20 protein-coding genes and 4 tRNA genes are annotated in these 18,186 nt (G+C 65.4%); 2 read left to right on the forward strand and 22 right to left on the reverse strand.

Features of this window, described 5'->3' with window-relative positions:
• From ACFXMV_RS09975 to rplJ, 9 genes are all read right to left on the reverse strand, one after another.
• Positions 1-1,287 carry an MCE family protein gene (locus ACFXMV_RS09975; RefSeq protein ID WP_378501267.1) on the reverse strand — a complete coding sequence of 429 codons (1,287 nt, stop codon included), beginning with the start codon at positions 1,285-1,287 and terminating at the stop codon, positions 1-3.
• Positions 1,287-2,282, reverse strand: coding sequence for an MCE family protein (locus ACFXMV_RS09980; protein ID WP_378502933.1), 996 nt, complete (start codon positions 2,280-2,282; stop codon positions 1,287-1,289). The genes ACFXMV_RS09975 and ACFXMV_RS09980 overlap by 1 nt, the downstream gene beginning before the upstream one ends.
• Positions 2,279-3,346: an MCE family protein gene (locus tag ACFXMV_RS09985; RefSeq protein WP_378502466.1), complete on the reverse strand. Its 1,068-nt coding sequence runs from the start codon at positions 3,344-3,346 to the stop codon at positions 2,279-2,281. The genes ACFXMV_RS09980 and ACFXMV_RS09985 overlap by 4 nt, the downstream gene beginning before the upstream one ends.
• Positions 3,343-4,707: an MCE family protein gene (locus ACFXMV_RS09990; RefSeq protein WP_378502934.1), complete on the reverse strand. Its 1,365-nt coding sequence runs from the start codon at positions 4,705-4,707 to the stop codon at positions 3,343-3,345. The genes ACFXMV_RS09985 and ACFXMV_RS09990 overlap by 4 nt, the downstream gene beginning before the upstream one ends.
• Positions 4,704-5,564 (reverse strand): MlaE family ABC transporter permease, encoded by an 861-nt coding sequence (locus tag ACFXMV_RS09995; protein WP_378502935.1) that lies wholly within the window; start codon positions 5,562-5,564, stop codon positions 4,704-4,706. Before ACFXMV_RS09995 ends, ACFXMV_RS09990 begins: the two co-directional genes overlap by 4 nt.
• Before the next feature lie 3 nt (positions 5,565-5,567).
• On the reverse strand, positions 5,568-6,362 hold the full coding sequence (locus ACFXMV_RS10000) for an MlaE family ABC transporter permease (protein ID WP_378502192.1): 795 nt from the start codon (positions 6,360-6,362) through the stop codon (positions 5,568-5,570).
• A gap of 9 nt (positions 6,363-6,371) precedes the next feature.
• Entirely contained in the window at positions 6,372-7,418 is a 1,047-nt protein-coding gene (locus tag ACFXMV_RS10005; RefSeq protein WP_378502936.1) for an ABC transporter ATP-binding protein, read from the reverse strand.
• Positions 7,419-7,702: 284 nt separating this feature from the next.
• Positions 7,703-8,089 (reverse strand): 50S ribosomal protein L7/L12, encoded by a 387-nt coding sequence (gene rplL / locus ACFXMV_RS10010; RefSeq protein WP_378502937.1) that lies wholly within the window; start codon positions 8,087-8,089, stop codon positions 7,703-7,705.
• A 78-nt stretch (positions 8,090-8,167) separates the two neighbouring features.
• Positions 8,168-8,728 carry a 50S ribosomal protein L10 gene (gene rplJ, locus ACFXMV_RS10015; RefSeq protein ID WP_378502518.1) on the reverse strand — a complete coding sequence of 187 codons (561 nt, stop codon included), beginning with the start codon at positions 8,726-8,728 and terminating at the stop codon, positions 8,168-8,170.
• Positions 8,729-9,147: 419 nt separating this feature from the next.
• Here rplJ and ACFXMV_RS10020 point away from each other — a divergent pair, with 419 nt between their 5' ends.
• The gene (locus ACFXMV_RS10020; RefSeq protein ID WP_378502938.1) at positions 9,148-10,776 is read left to right on the forward strand and encodes an MFS transporter; all 1,629 of its coding nucleotides are present in this window, start codon (positions 9,148-9,150) and stop codon (positions 10,774-10,776) included.
• A 66-nt stretch (positions 10,777-10,842) separates the two neighbouring features.
• Here the strand turns inward: ACFXMV_RS10020 and rplA are convergent, their stop codons facing one another.
• The 11 genes from rplA to ACFXMV_RS10075 form a co-directional block, all read right to left on the reverse strand.
• Positions 10,843-11,559, reverse strand: a complete 717-nt coding sequence (rplA, locus tag ACFXMV_RS10025; RefSeq protein WP_378502375.1) for a 50S ribosomal protein L1 — start codon at positions 11,557-11,559, stop codon at positions 10,843-10,845.
• 125 nt (positions 11,560-11,684) lie between these two features.
• On the reverse strand, positions 11,685-12,119 hold the full coding sequence (gene rplK / locus ACFXMV_RS10030) for a 50S ribosomal protein L11 (protein WP_027500664.1): 435 nt from the start codon (positions 12,117-12,119) through the stop codon (positions 11,685-11,687).
• A 53-nt stretch (positions 12,120-12,172) separates the two neighbouring features.
• On the reverse strand, positions 12,173-12,991 hold the full coding sequence (gene nusG / locus ACFXMV_RS10035) for a transcription termination/antitermination protein NusG (RefSeq protein ID WP_378501616.1): 819 nt from the start codon (positions 12,989-12,991) through the stop codon (positions 12,173-12,175).
• A gap of 40 nt (positions 12,992-13,031) precedes the next feature.
• Positions 13,032-13,442, reverse strand: a complete 411-nt coding sequence (gene secE, locus ACFXMV_RS10040) for a preprotein translocase subunit SecE (protein WP_378502939.1) — start codon at positions 13,440-13,442, stop codon at positions 13,032-13,034.
• Between the two features lie 31 nt (positions 13,443-13,473).
• Positions 13,474-13,546: transfer RNA gene (locus ACFXMV_RS10045), tRNA-Trp, on the reverse strand.
• Between the two features lie 181 nt (positions 13,547-13,727).
• Positions 13,728-14,156, reverse strand: a complete 429-nt coding sequence (gene hadB, locus ACFXMV_RS10050) for a (3R)-hydroxyacyl-ACP dehydratase subunit HadB (protein WP_378501614.1) — start codon at positions 14,154-14,156, stop codon at positions 13,728-13,730.
• The gene (gene hadA / locus ACFXMV_RS10055; protein WP_378501613.1) at positions 14,156-14,611 is read right to left on the reverse strand and encodes a (3R)-hydroxyacyl-ACP dehydratase subunit HadA; all 456 of its coding nucleotides are present in this window, start codon (positions 14,609-14,611) and stop codon (positions 14,156-14,158) included. The genes hadB and hadA overlap by 1 nt, the downstream gene beginning before the upstream one ends.
• An 87-nt stretch (positions 14,612-14,698) precedes the next feature.
• Positions 14,699-14,863 carry a 50S ribosomal protein L33 gene (gene rpmG, locus ACFXMV_RS10060; RefSeq protein ID WP_027500669.1) on the reverse strand — a complete coding sequence of 55 codons (165 nt, stop codon included), beginning with the start codon at positions 14,861-14,863 and terminating at the stop codon, positions 14,699-14,701.
• Between the two features lie 66 nt (positions 14,864-14,929).
• Positions 14,930-15,002 (reverse strand) — tRNA-Met (locus tag ACFXMV_RS10065).
• A 41-nt stretch (positions 15,003-15,043) separates the two neighbouring features.
• A tRNA-Thr gene (locus ACFXMV_RS10070) sits at positions 15,044-15,116 on the reverse strand.
• A 146-nt stretch (positions 15,117-15,262) separates the two neighbouring features.
• Positions 15,263-15,345, reverse strand: a tRNA-Tyr gene (locus tag ACFXMV_RS10075).
• Positions 15,346-15,498: 153 nt separating this feature from the next.
• On the opposite strand from ACFXMV_RS10075, the gene ACFXMV_RS10080 reads away from it, so the two are divergent.
• The gene (locus tag ACFXMV_RS10080) at positions 15,499-15,990 is read left to right on the forward strand and encodes a YajQ family cyclic di-GMP-binding protein (RefSeq protein WP_027500670.1); all 492 of its coding nucleotides are present in this window, start codon (positions 15,499-15,501) and stop codon (positions 15,988-15,990) included.
• Positions 15,991-16,094: 104 nt separating this feature from the next.
• On the opposite strand, the gene htpX is transcribed toward ACFXMV_RS10080, so the two are convergent.
• Together htpX and ACFXMV_RS10090 are read right to left on the reverse strand one after the other, a co-directional pair.
• On the reverse strand, positions 16,095-16,967 hold the full coding sequence (gene htpX / locus ACFXMV_RS10085) for a zinc metalloprotease HtpX (RefSeq protein ID WP_378501927.1): 873 nt from the start codon (positions 16,965-16,967) through the stop codon (positions 16,095-16,097).
• A 77-nt stretch (positions 16,968-17,044) separates the two neighbouring features.
• Positions 17,045-18,076 (reverse strand): polyprenyl synthetase family protein, encoded by a 1,032-nt coding sequence (locus ACFXMV_RS10090; protein WP_378501928.1) that lies wholly within the window; start codon positions 18,074-18,076, stop codon positions 17,045-17,047.
• Between the last annotated feature and the right edge of the window lie 110 nt (positions 18,077-18,186).

Raw genomic sequence — 18,186 nt, forward strand, 5'->3', positions numbered from 1 at the left:
TCACTGCCCACCCCGCGGAATGTTCTGGTCGCTCAGACCAGGGGCCTGCGAGTTACCGAGCCTCGGCGAGATGTTTCCAGGAACCGTGCCCGGCGCCGACGGCCGCTGCAGGTTGTCGCCGCTGAGGATTCCGAACGGCAGGTTCAGCGTCGGCGTCTTCACGCCCGCGGTCACCTGATCCATGATCGTCTTGCAGTTCTGGATCAGCGGCGCCATCTGACGGCCCAGCGCGTCGAACTTCGGGTCGCCCGGCATCAGCTTGCCGAGGTCCATCAGCTTGCACAGGGTGCCGAACGGGTCCTGCGTCTCGGGCAGGTTCACCCGCGAGGCCAGCGTTCCGGATTCTGCGTCATAGGAGTTGACGACGTTGCTGATCGCCAGCGGCAGGTAGGTCAGCGCGTCGACCAGGTCCTGCCGGTTGTCGGCGAGCGTCTGCGTCACCTGGACCAGCCCGTCCGCGTTGCTGGTGACGATGTCCTTGTTGTCGCGAACGAACACCGCCACGTCGCCGAGCGCGAAGGACAGTTGGTTCAGCGCGGTGCCGAGATTCTGCCGTTCCCCGGCAAGGAAGCCGGTGAGATCGGACAGCTGCGAGTTGAACTGGCGCACCTGCTCGTCGTTGGCTGCCAGCGCGCTGACGAAGGTCTGCAGGTTCCGGATGGTCTCGAAGAGGTCGCCCCGGTTGAGGTTCAGCGTCTCCGCCGCCTTGGACAGCTCGGTGATGGTCGCGCCGAGCGCCTCACCGTTGCCGTCGAGATTCTTGGCGGCGGTATCGACGAACTCGGACAGCGCACCGTCCCGGTTCGCGCCCTCCGGCCCGAGCGCCCTCGACAGCTCGTCGATGCTCGCGTAGAGCTGATCCACCTCGACCGGCGTCGCGGTCCGCTCGCGCGGAATGGTGGCCCCGGAGGCCATCACCTCGCCGCCCGAGTAGGCCGGGGCGAGCTGGATGTAGCGGTCGGACACGACCGACGGCGTGATCTGCGCGGCCTTCGCGCCCTCCGGGATCTGCACGCCCCGGTCCACACGCATGGTCACCCGAACCTGATCACCCAGCGGCTCCACCTGGTTCACCGAGCCGACCTTCACTCCGAGCACCCGGACGTCCGAGCCGTCGTAGATGCCGACCGACTTGTCGAAGTACGCGGTGATCTTGGTCGTCCCCGCGCGGGTGAGCAGCCACCAGCCGCCGAACCCCAGCACCAGCAGTGCCACCAGGAACAGCGCGGTGGCCGTGATCTGCCGCCCGCTGAACTTCTGCAGCCTTCCAGGGCTCACGCCGGTCATCAGTTACCCCCAATGGTTCGAACGGGATCGCGGTAACCCGGGATGAGCGGGAGTGCGGGCGGCGTCAGGTTCACGACCACCTGGTCGAACCAACGACCGTTGCCGACGATGTTCGAGTACAGCCGCGTGAACGGCGCATACAGCTTGATCGCCCGGTTCAGGTTGTCGTTGTTGTCCTGCAGGATCTGCACGACGCCGCGGAGCTGCTCGAGCGCGGGACCGATCTGCGCCTCGTTCTCCCTGACCAGACCGGTCAGCTGCTGCGAGAGCCGCTGCGTGCCGCTGAGCAGCTGCGAGATCGACTGCTGACGACTGTTCAGCTCGCCGAGCAGCAGCCCCGCGCTGCCGATCAGCTGGGTGAACTCGGCATTGCGATCGGCCAGCACCTTCGAGGTGCCCGCGGTCGCGTCGAGGAGTTTGCGCAGCTCCTCGTCACGGCTGCCGATGGTCTTCGACAGCCGGGTCACCCCGTCGAGCGAGGCCCGGATGTCCGCGGGGGTACCCGAGAACGCCTCGGACAGCGTCTCCATGCTCTGCGCCAGCTGCGGCACATCGATCGCGTCGAGCGTGGTGGTCGCGTCCCCGAACGCGTCGAGCACGTCGTACGGGGACGTGGTGCGCTCCAACGGGATGGTGTCGCTCGCGTCGAGGTTCTCGGACCCACGGGGGTCGAGCGCCAGGTACTTCTGCCCGAGGATCGTCTTGATCTGGATCGACGCCGTGGTCTGGTCGCCCACCCAGGCGTCCTTGACCTTGAAGGCCACCTCGACCTTGTCGCCGTCGAGCTCGACGGCGGTCACCTTGCCGACCTTGACGCCCGCGATGCGAACCTCGTTGCTCGGCTTGAGCCCGGCCGCCTCGGTGAATTGCGCCCGGTAGGTGGCGCCCGCACCGATCAGCGGCAGGTCGTCGAGGAAGAAGGCGGAGAGCGTGGCCAGCAGCGCGACCACGATGCCTAGCGCGCCGATGGCGGCTGGGCTACGACGTTGCCTCACTGGCCGGCCCCGTTCGCCGAGCACCGCGGTGCGGAATTGGTGTAGATCGGCTGGTTGACGGTCGGCAGTCCGGTCGGCAGGTTGAGGTACGGCGAGTCACCGGGACCCGCGACCACATCGATACCGCACAGGTAGAACTGGAACCACGAGCCGTAGCTGGCGATCCGGCTCAGCTTCTCCAGCTTCACCGGCAGGGTGGTGAAGATCTTGTCCAACTTGTCGCTCTGCGCGTTGAGCGTCCCGGCCAGCGTGTTCAGCGCCGACACCGAGCCCTGGATCGACGGCCTCGTCGGTTCGAGCACGTCGGCCGTCGCGTCGGTCAGCCCGGCAAGCGAGGTCACCGCGCTGCCGACCACGCCGCGGTCGTTCGCCAGCCCCGTGACGAGCTGCTGGGTGTTGACGATGAGCGAGCTCAATTCGTCGTCGTGGCTGTTGACGGTGTCGAGAACCCCGTTGAGATTGTTGATCACGTCGCCGATCACTCGATCCTTGTCCGCGATGGTGTTCGTCAGGCTGGCCGTGTTGCGCACCAGCTCCGAGATCGTGCCGCCCTCGCCCTGGAACACCTGGATGATCTGGAACGACAGCTTGTTCACGTCGTCGGCGCTGAGCGTCTGGAACAACGGACGGAACCCGTTGAACAGGGTCGTCAGGTTGACCGCGGGACTGGTCCGCTCGAGCGGGATGGTCTCCCCACCGGACAGCTTCATGCCCTGCGCGCCCTCGCCCTGTTCGAGCGCGATGTAGCGCTGCCCCACCAGGTTTCGGTAGCGGATCGTGGCCGTCGAGCTGGCGGGGAGCCAGTCCCGGTCGGTCAGCGAGAACTGGACCTGCGCCTCGCGGTCGTTCACGATCGCGATCTTGTCGACCTGCCCGACGCGGACGCCCGCGATGCGGACCTCGTCGCCCTTGTTCAGCGAGGCGACGTCGGTGAAGATCGCGTTGAACTTGGTGCCGCCACCGCCGCCGGTGTTCCCGATGGTCAGGGCCAGCGTCGCGGTCGCCATCACGGTGACGACGGCGAAGATGATGAGCTTGATCAGGGGAGCCGCGAGACCTCTCATCGGACGCTCACCTCCGTTCCCCTCAATGCCGGTGCGCCCAGCAATGTCGCCCAACCCGGCACGGCCTCCGGCAGGGTGCCGGTGCCCTCCCCGTAGATGACTGCCAATGTGTCCTGCTCGAGTGTCGATCCGGTGTAGTCGGCCGGCGTGTTCTGCCCACCCGCGGGATTCGGGATCACCGAGTACTGCGGCGCGGCAGGCGACGGCACGTAGGCCGGTCCGGGATTACGCGAGGGCACCTGGTAGGCGCCGTCGTTGTAGGAACCACCCGGGTACTGACCGAACTTGTAGCCGGGTTCCGCAGGCTGGTAGCACTTTGCCCCCCGGACGTCGAAGAGCCTGGGCTCGTCCTGGTTCGGCAGATACCGGCCCTTGGGGTTGACGAACACCGTCGCGGCGCGGGCGCCGGGATGGTCCTTGAGACTCAGGTCATCGTTCAGTCCCAGAATCGCGCTGGCGCTCTTCACGATCGGAACGAAGTTGGCGAACGTGCAGCCGAAGGTCGGCGAGGCCGCGGCCAGCACCTCGAGCGCCTCCCGGGAGTCCGCCGCGATGGAGATCAGCGAATCCTTGTTGGTCTCCAGGAAGTCCGCGGTGCTGCCGCCCGTCGCGGTGAGCGAGGACATCAGTGCCCGGATCTGGTTCTGCTGTTGGACCACGGTCGCGCCGGTGGTCCGCAGGTTGTCGAACGCGTTGATCAGCTCCGGCGCCGCGTCCGCATAGGTCTGCGAGAAATCCGCGAGGCCGCGCAGGCCCTCCCGAAGGTTCGGCAGCTCGGTGTTGACCCCGGCGAAGATGGTCTCCAAGCGCTCGATGCTCAACCCGATCTCGTTGCCGCGCCCGGTCAGCGCCTGTGACAGCGCGCCGAGAGTGTTCGCCAGGTCCTGCGGCGGGACGGCCTGCAGCAGCGGCAGCAGCCCGTCGAGCAACTCGCCGACCTCGATGGCGTTGCCGCTCTTGTCCTGCATGAGCGTGTCGCCCTGCGAGATCGGGGCCGCGGTGTCGCCAGGAGGCACGATCAGCGAGACGTACCGCTCACCGAACAGGGTCTTCGGCAGCAGCCGCGCCGTGGTGTTGGACGGGATCAGCTCCGCCTTGTCCGGGTCGATCGCGAGCACCGAGGTGACCTTGCCGTCCTCGGTCGATGCGGACCGGACCTCACCCACGATCAGCCCGCGGACCTTGACGTCAGCGTGGTTGGGCAACGAGTTCCCGACCGTGTCGGTCACGAGGTTGACCTTCACGACCTCCTTGAACGCCTTGTTGTACATGCCGATCGTGAACGCCAGGAAGAGCGCGAGTACGAGAAAGAACGCGAGGCCGAGAATGCGTCGGCGCAGCACCGAACCACCGTTGGTCATCCGGCCACCCTCACTGTGGTCGTGGTGCCCCAGATCGCAAGGCTGAGGAAGAAGTCCAGCACCGCGATCGTCACGATCGCGGTCCGCACCGCCCGGCCGACGGCCACGCCGACGCCCGCAGGTCCGCCGGAGGCGTGGTAGCCGTAGTAGCAGTGGATCATGATCAGCACGAACGCGAAGATCAGCACCTTGCCGAATGACCACAAGACGTCAGCGGGCGGTAGGAACAGGTTGAAGTAGTGGTCGTAGGACCCACTCGACTGTCCGTTGAAGACGGTGTTGATCAGTCTCGACGCCAGATAGGCCGCGAGCAGACCGACGATGTAGAGCGGGACGACCGCGACGAAACCGGCGATCATCCGGGTGGTGACCAGGAAGGGCACACTCGGCACCGCCATGACCTCGAGGGCGTCGATCTCCTCCGAGATGCGCATGGCACCGAGCTGGGCGGTGAAGCCACAGCCCACCGTGGCCGAAAGCGCAAGGGCGGCAACCAGCGGGGCGATCTCACGGGTGTTGACGTACGCGGACAGGAAGCCGGTCAGCACCGAACTGCCGAGCTGTTCGAGTGCCGCGTACCCCTGCAGACCCACGACGACGCCGGTGAATCCGGACATCATCACGATGACACCGATGGTGCCGCCGATGACGGCCAGCGCACCGCTGCCGAAGGTGACCTCGGCGAGTAGCCGCAGCACCTCCCTGCCGTAATGCGTCAGCGTCCGCGGGATCCAGCCGATTGCCCTGGCATAGAAGGACATCTGGTCGCCCGCGCGATCCAGAACGTTCAGCGGCGCGCGAGTGACCTTGCGCGCACGCATCAGCGTCCGGTCGCCGCGACCCTTGGCGATCGTCATGGGTTAGGCCCCCTTGGCCGGAACGACTTGCAGGTACACCATCGTCAGGATCAGATTGGCGAAGAACAGCAGCAAGAAGGTGATGACGACCGTCTGGTTCACGGCCTCGCCAACACCCTTCGGACCCGGATTGGGGTGCAGTCCCTTGTACGCCGCGACCACGCCCGCGATGACGCCGAAGACGGCCGCCTTCGCCTCGGCGATGTAGAGGTCCGGCAACTGGGCGAGCGCGGAGAACGAAGAGAGGTAGGCGCCGGGGGTGCCGCCCTGAAGGATCACGTTGAAGAAGTACCCACCCGCGATTCCGACCACCGACACGAGGCCGTTGAGCAGCACAGCGACCAGGATCATCGCGAGCACACGGGGAACCACGAGACGCTGGACCGGGTTGATACCGAGCACTTCCATCGCGTCGATCTCCTCGCGGATGGTCCGCGAACCGAGATCGGCGGTGACGGCCGAACCGGCCGCACCCGCGATCAGCAGCGCTGTCACGATCGGACTGCCCTGCTGGATCACCGCCAGCACACTGGCCGCGCCCGTGAAGGATTCGGCGCCGAGCTGCTTGATCAGCGATCCGGTCTGCAGTGATACGACCGCGCCGAACGGAATCGCGACGAGCGCGGTCGGCAGAATCGTCACGCTCGCGATGAACCAGGCCTGTTCGATGAACTCCCGGAACTGGAACGGCTTCCTGAACGTATTCCGGACGACATCAACGAAAAGCTGAAATATCAACCCGGCCTGTGTCAACGCGGCCGTCAGCGGACCCAGCAGTGTGCTCTTGGTACCCCCCATTTGCGCGTGTTACCCGCGTCCCCAGGTGGACGTCTCCAGGCCGGAGTCGTCATATGCGGGCATCACCGCAGTGGTGTCTTCGGTGTCAAGGCTCTCCTGGATCGCGATCTGGGCGTTGTGCGGCAACGTGTGCATGATCTGACGGACCCGCTCCTGGCGACGGGCGACGGCCTGCCGGAAGGGCATGCCGGGTGTGGCCCGCATCTGCGGGACGATGCCCTCGACGTCGTCGACGCCGCCGTGGTGGTGGCCGGCATCGACCATCGCCTGCTCCTGCGCCATCTGCGCCTCGTCCTTTTCCTCCGACATGCCGATCGGGCCGAGCATGCTGCCGTTGAGGAACTGCTTGACCACCGGCTCGTCGCTGGTGAGCAGCACCTCGCGGGGGCCGAACATGACGAGTTCCTTGCGGAACAGCATGCCGATGTTGTCGGGCACGGTGCGCGCGAGGTTGATGTTGTGCGAAACGATGAGGATGGTCGCATCGATCTGCGAGTTGATGTCGATCAGCAGCTGGCTGATGTACGTCGTACGAACCGGATCCAGGCCCGAGTCGGGCTCGTCGACCAGGATGATCTCCGGGTCCAGCACGAGCGCCCTTGCCAGCCCGGCGCGCTTGCGCATACCGCCGGAGATCTCGCCGGGGAGCTTGTTCTCGGCACCGATGAGTCCGACGAGCTCCATCTTGCCCATCACGATGTTGCGGATCTCGGACTCGGACTTCTTGGTGTGCTCGCGCAGCGGGAAGGCGACGTTGTCGAACAGGTTCATCGACCCGAACAACGCACCGTCCTGGAACAGCACCCCGAACATCTTCCGGATCTCGTAGAGCTCCCTGCTGGAGCACTCCAAGATGTCGGTCCCGTCGATGACGATCGAGCCGCGCTCCGGCCGGAGCAGCCCGATCAGCGACTTGAGGAACACCGACTTACCGGTACCTGACGGACCGAGGAGGGCGGTGACCTCTCCTGGGGGGAGCGTCAATGTGACGTCCTGCCAGATCTTCTGCGAGCCGAACGACTTCGTGAGTCCCTCGACGACTACCTCTACTCCCACCGAAAACCTCCACGCTTTTCGACACCCGGACCCAATGTGGGTTGGGTCACTCTATCGCATCGAAGTGGTACCTGTGACTGCGAATACTACTCACGAGTAAGTACCAATGGCAATCCACCCCGTGCGCGGTAGATTTAGCCGTGCTGACCTGCGGAAACAAGCCCAGGATCGACTGATCGAGCGTCCAGTTTGGACCTGGTTCCGAAATCGAAAAAGAGGGCTGCTCCCCTTCCGGGGAACAACCCTCTTTTCGAGCGTGAGCGCTGCGTCGTGACGCGGCGGTCTTACTTGATGGAGATGGTGGCGCCTGCGGCGACCAGCTTCTCCTTGGCGGCCTCGGCCGCGTCCTTCGCAACCTTCTCGAGGATCGCCTTCGGCGCACCCTCGACGAGGTCCTTGGCCTCCTTCAGGCCCAGGCCCGCGACGACCTCACGGACGACCTTGATGACCTGGATCTTCTTGTCGCCGGCCGACTCGAGGACGACGTCGAACTCGTCCTGCTCCTCGGCGGCGTCAGCGGCGGCGGCCGGGGCACCGGCGGCGGCAACGGCGACCGGCGCGGCAGCGGTGACCTCGAAGGTCTCCTCGAACGCCTTCACGAACTCCGAGAGCTCGAGGAGGGTGAGCTCCTTGAACTGGTCCAACAACTCTTCGGTGCTGAGCTTCGCCATTGTGGCGGTCCTTCCTGTAAGTCCCATGTCGCTGATCCGCGACCGGGCGGGGTTATAGCAGTGATGCGCGGGTGCGGATCAGCTTTCGGCAGCAACCTCGACGGGAGCCTCGACGGCTCCGCCTTCCGCGGCCTTCTTTTCCTGCAGCGCGGCGGCCAGACGGGCCACCTGCGATGCCGGGGCATTGAACAGGCCAGCGGCCTTTGCCAAGTTGCCCTTCATCGCGCCGGCGAGCTTGGCCAGCAAGATCTCGCGGGACTCGAGGTCCGCGATCTTGTTGACCTCGTCCACGGACAGCGCATTGCCGTCCATGTAGCCGCCCTTGATGACGAGCGCCTTGTTGTCCTTCGCGAAGGCCTTGATGGCCTTCGCTGCGTCAACCGGCTCGCCCTTGATGAACGCAATGGCGGTCGGTCCGACGAACAGGTCGTCAAGGCCCTCGACGCCCGCCTCTGCGGCGGCGCGCTTGACCAGGGTGTTCTTGGCGACGGAGTAGGTTGCGCCTGCTCCGAGCGCGCGTCGCAGCTGCGTCAGACTGGTCACCGACAGACCACGGTATTCAGTGATCACGGCGGCAGTCGAACCCTTGAACTGCTCAGTGATCTCCGTGACTGCGGAAATCTTTTCGGGCTTTGCCATACTTCGCCTCCTCTCGTGACATCGTGTTGGCGCACCTGACGTGCAGGCGCGGGCCGTGACAATGCAAAACGCCCCGGTGCAGGCACACGGGGCGTCACGAAGAGATCCGGACCCAGCTCACGCGAAGGCCCACCACTCCCCTGCCTCGTCCTCCTGCGTGGGCCGCCGGGCAATATCCCGAACCTTCAACCGATGTCTCGCGACATCGGTGACCAACGGTCTTGGGTAGAACTTCTTGGGGTGAACTCGAAATAGATCGAACTCTTCCCGAGAGAGTACCGGAACTATCGCGACCATCCAAAACGAGGGCGCCCCCGACAGGGCGACAGTGGGGGCCATCACATTTGGCCGCCTCGGTGACCGAGGACTCACGCAATGACTGTTATATGTAGTTACACATAGCTGTACCGTGGCGAACCATGACCACGTTGGAACACACCAACCCACCCGAGTCCAGGGTCGAGCTGATCTCCTCGCGCGCCGGTCGATTCGCGGCGCTTGCCGTGATCTGCCTGGCGGAACTCCTGGTGGTTCTCGACAACACCATCGTCAACGTCGCCCTGCCCTCGATCGGCGTCGAACTCCACACGGGGGTGAGCGGACTCCAGTGGGTGGTCGACGCCTACACACTCACCTTCGCCGGCCTGCTGTTGGCCTGCGGCAACCTCGGCGACCGGTACGGCAGGCGCCGAATCATGATCATCGGCCTCATCGGCGTCGGGGTGATGTCCGTGGCGGGCGCCAACGCCGAGACCCTCGGCGAGGTCATCGCCGCGCGCGCCGCGATGGGCGTGTTCGCCGCCGCGGTCTTCCCTGCCACGCTCGCCCTGATCATCAACATCTTCACCGACGTCCGCGAACGCGCGCTTGCGATCGCGGCATGGACGGCGATGGCCGGGTTCGCCATCGCCATCGGACCGATGTCGGGCGGCTGGCTGCTCGAGCACTTCTCGTGGCATTCGGTGTTCTGGATCAACGTCCCCGTCGCGGTGGTCGCCATCATCGCGACGTTGCTCCTGGTCCCGGAGTCCAAGGCCGCCATCGTCGGCCGCCTCGACCCGCTCGGGATCGCGCTGTCCATCGCGGGGATCACGCTGTTGGTCTGGTCGATCATCGAGGCCCCGCGCTTCGGCTGGGTCAGCCTCGCCACCCTCGGCGGCATCGCGGTCGCAGCGGCACTCCTCGGCGCCTTCGTCTGGTGGCAGCTGCGCACGGACTCCCCCATTCTCGACATGCGTCTGTTCCGGATCCGCCGGTTCTCACTGCCCGCATTGGCGATCGCGATCGCATACTTCTCGATGTTCGGCTTCCTGTTCCTGATCACCCAGTACTTCCAGGGAGTGCGCGAGTACACACCACTGGAATTCGGGATCGCCTCGCTCCCCTTCGCGGTGGGTGTGGCGGTCGGCGCGCCCATCGCCACGCTGCTCGCGCAGCGCATCGGCACCACCGCGGTGATCGTCTTCGGGCTGCTGCTGACGGGTGTCGGGCTCTATCTCGGTGGACTCGTCGACGTCGACAGCACCTACCTGGCCGACGTGCTGCCGTCGATGGTCTCGATGGCTCTCGGCCTGGCGATCGTCCAGGGACCCGCAACGGAATCGATCATGTCCTCGCTCCCGCTCGATGAGGCCGGGGCCGGGTCCGCGGTCAACGACACCACCCGCGAGGTCGGCGGGACCCTCGGCGTCGCAGTCCTCGGGTCCATCGTGGCCTCCTACTACTCGACGAAGATCTCGCCGATCATCGACCGCGTGCCCGACATGCTCATGAACGAGGACGAGAAGGGTTTCGCGCGGGCCACCGTGCTCAGTGTCCTCGAGATCCGCAAGCGGGAGATCCCCACGATTCTCGAACCGCAGCGCGAGAACCTCATCACGGCGATGAAGACTGCGGTTCTCCAGGGCTCCCAGACCGCCTCCCTCGTCGCGACCGGCGCGGTGGTGGTCTGCGCGGTCATCGTCGCGATATTCCTGCCGTGGGCGCCGTCCAAGGAGAACGCCGTCCTGCTCGCCTGGCGGACAGACGATGCCGACCGGCAGGAGTAGGGAAGCCAGACACGAAGAAGGCCGGTACGGAAATCCGTACCGGCCTTCTTCGTTGCTTGAGACTGCTTACGCGTCGGCATCCTCGAGGAGGTTGCGGGTGCGGTTCGGGTCCACCGGGATGCCCGGACCGGTGGTGGTCGAAACCGTGACCTTCTTGACGTAGCGGCCCTTGGCGGAGGACGGCTTCGCACGCAGGATCTCGTCCAGCGCTGCGCCGTAGTTCTCCACCAGCTTGGCGTCGTCGAAGGACGCCTTGCCGATCACGAAGTGCAGGTTGGCCTGCTTGTCGACGCGGAAGTTGATCTTGCCGCCCTTGATCTCGTTGACGGCCTTGGTCACGTCAGCGGTGACGGTGCCCGTCTTCGGGTTCGGCATCAGGCCACGCGGTCCGAGGACGCGGGCGATACGGCCGACCTTGGCCATCTGATCCGGGGTGGCGATCGCGGCGTCGAAGTCCAGCCATCCGCCCTGGATGCGCTCGATCAGATCCTCCGCACCGACGGCGTCGGCGCCTGCGGCCTCGGCCTCGGCGGCCTTCTCGCCGACTGCGAACACGATCACACGGGCGGTCTTACCGGTGCCGTGCGGGAGGTTGACGGTGCCGCGGACCATCTGGTCCGCCTTGCGGGGATCGACGCCAAGACGGACGGCGACCTCGACGGTCGCGTCCATCTTCGTGGAGGCGGTCTCCTTGGCCAGCTTCGCAGCCTGCAGTGGGCTGTAGAGCTTGGTCTGGTCGACCTTCTCGGCGGCGGCGAGATACGCCTTGCTGCGCTTTGCCATTTGTTCTGTCCTTACTAACGGTTCAGTTGTGGTTTCGGGCCTGGCAGGCCCTCCCACGCGATCTGGAACTGTGCGCGAGTTGTACCCCTATCGGGGTGAGACGCGCGCACAAGCAGCGAAGCTGCTTAGCCCTCGACGGTGATACCCATCGAGCGTGCGGTGCCGGCGATGATCTTCGCGGCCTGCTCGATGTCGTTCGCGTTGAGGTCTTCCTGCTTGGTCTTCGCGATCTCGCGCACCTGGTCCATGGTCACCGTGGCGACCTTGGTCTTGTGCGGCTCGCCGGAGCCCTTCTGCACACCGGCAGCCTTGAGCAGCAGGCGGGAGGCGGGCGGGGTCTTCAACTTGAAGTCGAAGGTCCGGTCCTCGTAGACGGAGATCTCCACGGGGATCACATTGCCGCGCTGCGACTCGGTCGCCGCGTTGTAGGCCTTGCAGAACTCCATGATGTTCACGCCGTGCTGACCAAGCGCGGGACCCACGGGCGGTGCAGGGTTAGCCTGACCGGCCTGGATCTGAAGCTTGATGAGCCCGGCGAGCTTCTTCTTCTTGGGGGGCATCTTTCGTTCCTAATTTCTTGTGTGTGTCTTGCTACTGCAGTGCAAGTTTGTGGCTAGATCTTCGCGACCTGCGTGAAGGACAGCTCGACCGGCGTCTCGCGACCGAAGATCGACACGAGGACCTTGAGCTTCTGCTGCTCGGCGTTGACCTCGCTGATGCTGGCGGGCAGCGTCGCGAACGGGCCGTCCATGACGGTGACCGACTCACCGACCTCGAAGTCCACCTCGATGAGCGGCTTCGCGACGGAGGCTGCGGCGTCGCCGGTTCCGGCGGCAGCGGCGACGGGCTTCTTCGCGCCCTCCTGCGGCATCAGGAACTTGACGACCTCGTTGATGGTCAACGGCGACGGACGCGAGGTGGCGCCGACGAATCCGGTCACACCGGGGGTGTTGCGGACCGCGCCCCACGACTCGTCGTTGAGCTCCATCCGGACCAGGATGTAGCCGGGCAGCACCTTGCGATTGACCTGCTTGCGCTGGCCGTTCTTGATCTCGGTGACCTCTTCGGTCGGGACCTCGACCTGGAAGATGTAGTCGCCGACGTCCAGGTTCTGCACGCGGGTCTCGAGGTTGGTCTTCACCTTGTTCTCGTACCCGGCGTACGAGTGGATCACGTACCAGTCGCCGGGGGCGCGCCGCAGCGCGGCCTTCATCTCGGCGACGGGATCGACCGGCTCCTCGGACTCGGCGGCGATGGCCTCGTCGGCGACGGTGTCGTCTGCGGGAGTGGCGGTCTCCTCGACGGGAGCGTCGGCCTCGGGAGCGTCACCCTCGCCGAGGACTGCGGCGTCAGCGGACTCCGCGGCGACCGCGTCATCGGCAACATGCTCCGCGGCTGCAGCCTCAATTGCGTCGTTCTCGGGGGTGCTCACTGGCGCACTCGCTTCCTCTCATCGCGTTCGGTGTCCGGCGTCAGCCGAACAGCCAACTGACGCCCTTGATGAACGCCAGGTCCAATCCACTGATGAACGCCACCATGAAGGCCACGAACACCAGGACAACGGTGGTGTAGGTGATCATCTGCTTGCGGTTAGGCCAGATCACCTTGCGGAGCTCCGCGATCACCTCACGCAGGAACTTCCTCAGGCGCTTGAAGAGATTCTCCTTGCGCGGCTTCTCCGGCTTGGCCTTCGTGGCCACGGGAGTGCCTGCGCCCTTCGCGGCAGTCGACTCGGTCGACGCCTGCGCGGCGTTGGTACGACGACCCGGACGCTTTCCAGTCGGCCGAGAGGCGACGGGAGCGGAATCACTCGCGCCGGCCGAAGTGGCGTCGACGTCCGGAGACCCCGCCGCGCTGTCGGCCTTTCCGCGATCCTCGCTCACCGTCGTTCCTCTCAGTCGCTGACATCCGGGGCAGGGGCGACAGGACTTGAACCTGCAACCTGCGGTTTTGGAGACCGCTGCTCTGCCAGTTGAGCTACGCCCCTCTGGTTGACCGACGCGTCCGGATCTTCATGATCCGAACCGATCAACCTCTCCGTGACCACACAACACGCGCGCCACCCTCAGCGGCCCGAACGGGCTCGTAGGGCAGCGCGCAGCGCTGAGTGATCCCAGAAATCTCAGTGTACTTCACGGTAGTCGAACAAACCCAATCCGGCCGGTTGCTCAGCCGAAGCGGACGGTCGCGGTGGCGCGACCGAAGATCTTCTTGTCGTCCACCTTGGCGACGATGGCGACCACGGCGGAGCGGGTCTCCTCGTCGACGGACTTCACCTTGCCGGTGAGCACGATGTCGGCGCCCTTACCGTCGTTGGGTACGACGACGGGGCTGGTGAATCGGACGCTGTACTCGGTGACCGCACCGGGATCGCCGAGCCACGACGTGACGTAGCCGGCACCGATGCCCATGGTGAGCATGCCGTGCGCAACCGCGCTGGGGAGGCCGAGCTTCTGTGCCGTCGCATCGTCCCAGTGAATGGGGTTCGGGTCGCCCGAAACGCCTGCGTACTGGACCAGATCGGACCGGGTCAACGAAACGGTCTCTTCGGGCAGCTCCTGGCCGACGGAGATCTCCGTGAAATCGCGTACGGACATCACTCGCCTTCCTCTGCATGCCGGCCGACCAACGTGGTGTACGTGGTCTGGACCAGCTGGCCGTCCTGGTCGGTGATCTCGTTGCGGGTCACGACGATGTCGCTGCCGCCCATCACACGAATCGAGTCGACGTACACGTCGCAGTACAGACGGTCGCCGACCTTGATCGGACGGTGGAAGACCAGACGCTGGTCGGTGTGCAGAACGCGGCTGAGATCGAGCTCGACGTCCAGGGCCTTGAAGAACTCTTCCTGTGCGAGGAAGCCGAAGACCGCGATGAAGGTCAGCGGGGCCACGAGCGTGTCGTAGCCGATCTTCCTGGCGGCCGCCTCGTCGCGGTAGACCGGGTCGTCGCTCTTGACGGCGCGCGCATACTCGCGCACCTTCTCACGACCGACCTCGTAGTAGTCGCTGAACCTGTGGTGCAGGCCAACGAGATCAGAACTCAGTTTCACCGAAACGCAACCTATCTGCTTGGGACGCAGCTTAGGCCAGGAAGCCGTGATCCGACCCCTACGATCTCCGCGTCGACTCGAAGAGTACTAGCGCGACTCGCGGTGCGCCTGATGCGTTCCGCAGTTCGGGCAGAACTTCTTGATCTCGAGACGATCGGGATCGTTGCGCCGGTTCTTCTTGGTGATGTAGTTGCGGTGCTTGCATACCTCGCAGGCCAAGGTGATCTTGGGTCGAACGTCAGTCGAGGCCACGGTATGCCTTCTTTCGGATAAATCTGATCGGGGTCAATCAGGGAGTGTGCTTTGTGTCCACTTGTGTAGCGATGGCCGGACTTGAACCGGCGACACAACGATTATGAGTCGTTTGCTCTACCAACTGAGCTACACCGCCTCGGTGCATCGGCGCCCAGTCAATGGACACCCAATCCAGCGAGCCCCCTAACGGAATCGAACCGTTGACCTTTTCCTTACCATGGAAACGCTCTGCCGACTGAGCTAAGGGGGCATGCTTCCGCGCACTTCGTTCATGCGCTGAAGCCTCCAAGAGATTACACAGCGGCGGGGCCGAGTGCCAAACCCGCAGGTCAGGAGCTCTTTCCATCCATGTAATCAACGAGTCCCGGCGAGCTCGCGCTCACCGGGACCCGGTTGTGGCAGATGTAGGATTCGAACCTACGTAGGCATAAGCCGACGGATTTACAGTCCGCTCCCATTGGCCGCTCGGGCAATCTGCCGGGTGACATCCAGGTCCGATCCGAAGCGATCCGGACCTTCTCTGGTGCGGACAGAGAATACCTCTACCCAGGCGGGTAAACGCAAACCGTGTGGTTATCGTGGGGTTCTCACGCGTGAGCGCAGGCTCGCGCACGATGAACAAGGGAGTTGCCGTGGCGGATTCGTCCTTCGATGTGGTGAGCAAGGTTGACCGACAGGAAGTGGACAACGCACTGCACCAGGCAGCCAAGGAGCTGTCGACGCGCTTCGACTTCCGCAACACCGGGGCGAGCATCGACTGGTCCGGCGAGGAGGCGATCACCCTGACCGCGGACACCGAGGAGCGGCTGCTGGCCGCGCTCGAGGTGTTCAAGGAGAAGCTGATCCGCAGGGACATCTCGCTCAAGGCCTTCGACGCAGGCGAGCCCGCGCAGTCGGGCAAGATCTACAAGCTGAGCGGGACCCTTGTCCAGGGCATCACCACCGAGAACGCCAAGAAGATCTCCAAGAAGATCCGCGACGAGGGCCCGAAGGGCGTCAAGGCGCAGATCCAGGGCGACGAGCTCCGCGTCAGCAGCAAGAAGCGCGACGACCTGCAGGCCATCATCTCGCTACTCAAGGGCGAGGACTTCGGCATCGCCCTGCAGTTCGTCAACTATCGCTGATCACAGAACCTCGCGAAGGGGCCGCACGTGCCGCGACGGCCGTACGGCCCCTCCGCGTCAATACCCACGAACGACCCTGAGCCCCAACGAGATCGGGATTCAGCTCACTCCGGCAGCCGACGGCCCGCCATCTTCTCCAGGCGATCGATGCGGTCCGCCATCGGCGGATGCGTGGCGAACATCCGGCTCATCTTGTCGCCGGCTCGGAACGGGTTCGCGATCATCATGTGCGACTGCGCGGCGATCTTCGGCTCCGGCGGCAACGGGGCGGCCTCGACGCCGCGTTCCAGCTTGCGCAACGCCGATGCCAGCGCCAGCGGGTCACCGCTGAGCTCGGCGCCGGACTGGTCGGCCTGGTACTCCCTCGAGCGCGAAACCGCCATCTTCACCACGGAGGCCGCGATCGGGCCGAGCAACGAGACGAGCAGCAGCGCCAGCGGATTCGGCCTGCCTTCACCCCGGCCGCCGAACATCGACGCAAACATCGCCATGTTGGCAAGACCCGAGATCACCGCCGCCATCGCACCCGCGACCGACGAGATCAGGATGTCGCGGTTGTACACGTGCGAGAGCTCGTGGCCTAGCACGGCCCGCAGCTCCCGCTCGTCGAGGATCTGCAGGATGCCGCTGGTGCAGCACACCGCCGCATTACGGGGGTTGCGACCGGTCGCGAAGGCGTTCGGCGCGGTCGTCGGGCTGATGTAGAGCCTGGGCATCGGCTGGTGCGCGGTGGTCGCCAGCTCGCGCACGATCTTGTAGATGACCGGTGCCTCGACCTCGGTCACCGGCTGCGCGTGCATGGCCTTGAGCGCCAACTTGTCGCTGTTGAAGTACGCGTAGCCGTTCATCCCGACCGCGAGGACGATCGAGAAGATCAGGATGCTCTTGTTGTTGAACAGCGCCCCGATGAACACGATCAGCGCGGACATCCCCACCAGCAACGCAAAGGTCTTCAACCCGTTGGAATACCGGTGCACGTCGGCCCCTCTCTCGCGGAACACTCAGTTAATCAACGAAAGAGCCCCGAGCGACGTTCCCACGCCAGATGCCACCGTCAGCCGACCCGCGCGATCGTGTAGTCCACCAGGCGCCCGAGCGCATCGTTCGCCGGTCCCTGCGGAAGTTCCGCGAGCTGCGCGTGCGCCGAATCCGCGTACTCCGCCAGCTTCGCCTTCGCCGCCGCCATGCCGGGGGAACGCTCCAGCAGCGCCAGCGCCTCCGCGACGGCGTCGTCGTCGGTGACCGGACCGTCGAGCAGCACCCGAAGGCGATCCGCGTCGGGGCCCTCCTCGCGCAGCGCGTAGAGCACCGGCAGGGTGTGCACGCCCTCGCGCAGGTCGGTGCCAGGCGTCTTGCCGGACTGCGAGGCCACCGAGGAGATGTCGATGATGTCGTCGGAGATCTGGAATGCGGTGCCGACCGCGTCGCCGAGCCGCTCGAGGCGGACCACGTCCTCGGCGCTCGCTCCGGAGAAGGTTCCGCCGAACCGCCCGCACGCCGCGATCAGCGATCCGGTCTTCTCCCACACCACCTTCAGGTAGTGCTCGACGGGATCCTGCTGCTCCTTGACGCCGATCGTCTCGCGCATCTGCCCGGTCACGAGCTCGGCGAAGGTCTCGGCGATGATGCGCACCGCCTCCGGTCCGAGCGTGGACACCAGCCGGGACGCGTGCGCGAACAGGTAGTCACCCGCCAGGATCGCGATGGAGTTCCCCCAGCGCGAATTCGCGCTCGGGGCGCCGCGGCGCATCGTCGCCTCGTCCATCACGTCGTCGTGGTAGAGCGTGGCCAGGTGCACCAGCTCGACGACGGTGGCCGCGGTGACCGTGGCCGGATCTGTCGGGTTCGGGCCTAGTTGCGCCGTCAGCAGGGTGAACAGCGGCCGGAACCGCTTGCCGCCCGCCTTCGCCAGGTGCAGCGCCGCCTCGGTGAGGAAGTCCTCACCGTCCGACAGCTCGCTCACCAGCAGGCTCTCGACCTCTGCGAGGCCCCCACGCACCACCTCGGCCAGCGCCGGATCCCCCAGATCCACGCCTGCAACGACCGTGCCCATCGCTTCGCTCGTGCTCACGATCTCAGTTCCCATCCCGTCTCGCGTGATGCCCAGCAACCGATGCCATAACTGTCACGGTAGTGAACCTATCGGGTTCGCGGCCCGTCGGGCTGACCACAGCGGTCGCCCCCGGCCTGAGAAGA

The organism is Rhodococcus sp. NPDC059179 (assembly GCF_042754885.1).
Lineage (GTDB): Bacteria > Actinomycetota > Actinomycetes > Mycobacteriales > Mycobacteriaceae > Rhodococcus_G.

Bases quoted from the DNA above. Each gene is read 5' to 3' on its own strand.
- rplJ (WP_378502518.1), bottom strand. From the start codon at position 8,728: ATGGCAAAGCCCGAAAAGATTTCCGCAGTCACGGAGATCACTGAGCAG.
- ACFXMV_RS09995 (WP_378502935.1), bottom strand. From the start codon at position 5,564: ATGACGATCGCCAAGGGTCGCGGCGACCGGACGCTGATGCGTGCGCGC.
- rplK (WP_027500664.1), bottom strand. From the start codon at position 12,119: ATGCCCCCCAAGAAGAAGAAGCTCGCCGGGCTCATCAAGCTTCAGATC.
- ACFXMV_RS09990 (WP_378502934.1), bottom strand. From the start codon at position 4,707: ATGACCAACGGTGGTTCGGTGCTGCGCCGACGCATTCTCGGCCTCGCG.
- ACFXMV_RS09975 (WP_378501267.1), bottom strand. From the start codon at position 1,287: ATGACCGGCGTGAGCCCTGGAAGGCTGCAGAAGTTCAGCGGGCGGCAG.
- ACFXMV_RS10000 (WP_378502192.1), bottom strand. From the start codon at position 6,362: ATGGGGGGTACCAAGAGCACACTGCTGGGTCCGCTGACGGCCGCGTTG.
- hadB (WP_378501614.1), bottom strand. From the start codon at position 14,156: ATGTCCGTACGCGATTTCACGGAGATCTCCGTCGGCCAGGAGCTGCCC.
- ACFXMV_RS09985 (WP_378502466.1), bottom strand. From the start codon at position 3,346: ATGAGAGGTCTCGCGGCTCCCCTGATCAAGCTCATCATCTTCGCCGTC.
- ACFXMV_RS10090 (WP_378501928.1), bottom strand. From the start codon at position 18,076: ATGGGAACTGAGATCGTGAGCACGAGCGAAGCGATGGGCACGGTCGTT.
- rplL (WP_378502937.1), bottom strand. From the start codon at position 8,089: ATGGCGAAGCTCAGCACCGAAGAGTTGTTGGACCAGTTCAAGGAGCTC.
- ACFXMV_RS10020 (WP_378502938.1), top strand. From the start codon at position 9,148: ATGACCACGTTGGAACACACCAACCCACCCGAGTCCAGGGTCGAGCTG.
- rplA (WP_378502375.1), bottom strand. From the start codon at position 11,559: ATGGCAAAGCGCAGCAAGGCGTATCTCGCCGCCGCCGAGAAGGTCGAC.